The 630-nt window shown below is 36.7% G+C and carries 1 protein-coding gene; it reads right to left on the bottom strand.

The features are described from left to right. Positions 1–630 (bottom strand): IS3 family transposase (locus M1R56_RS10015; protein WP_248036038.1); only part of this gene is annotated, 630 nt, incomplete at both ends.

Here is a 630-nt window from a genome sequence, read left to right as displayed (position 1 = left end):
AAAAAGTAGTGAGTACTTTCTCCCGTCGGAGATTTCCTCACTACTAATCTTAGTATGTTTTAGTTTTACCTTAATTCGTTTGTTGTTGTAGTAATCAATATAGTCTACAATAGCTTGTTCCAAGTGCTCAAGTGACTGAAACGTATTCTCATAACCATAAAACATTTCAGTCTTAAGAATGCCAAAGAAAGATTCCATCATACCGTTATCTGGGCTATTCCCCTTACGTGACATAGATGGTTGGATTCCCTTATTCTTTAAAAAATGATGATAAAAATCGTGTTGGTATTGCCATCCTTGGTCACTATGGAGAATCGTATTCTCATAGTACTTCTCTGTGAAGGCCTGGTTTAACATAGCTTCCACTTGTTCTAAGTTTGGTGAAGTTGAAAGATTATAGGCGATAATTTCGCTATTAAAGCCATCTAAAACTGGTGATAAGTAGAGTTTTTGACTGCTTGCTGGAATGGCAAATTCTGTCACATCTGTGTAGCACTTTTCCATTGGTTTGGCGGCTTCAAATTGGCGTTGAATAAGGTTATCTGCTTTCTTACCAACGTCTCCTTTATGAGAAGAATATTTTCGTTTCTGTCGCATTTTAGCTTGTAAATTGAGTACTTTCATCAAGCG

The sequence above is a fragment of the Streptococcus sp. oral taxon 431 genome (assembly GCF_023115445.1).
Classification (GTDB): domain Bacteria; phylum Bacillota; class Bacilli; order Lactobacillales; family Streptococcaceae; genus Streptococcus.
Note: the sequence above shows the minus strand (reverse complement) of the source record. Positions and strands in the feature narration are given on the sequence as shown.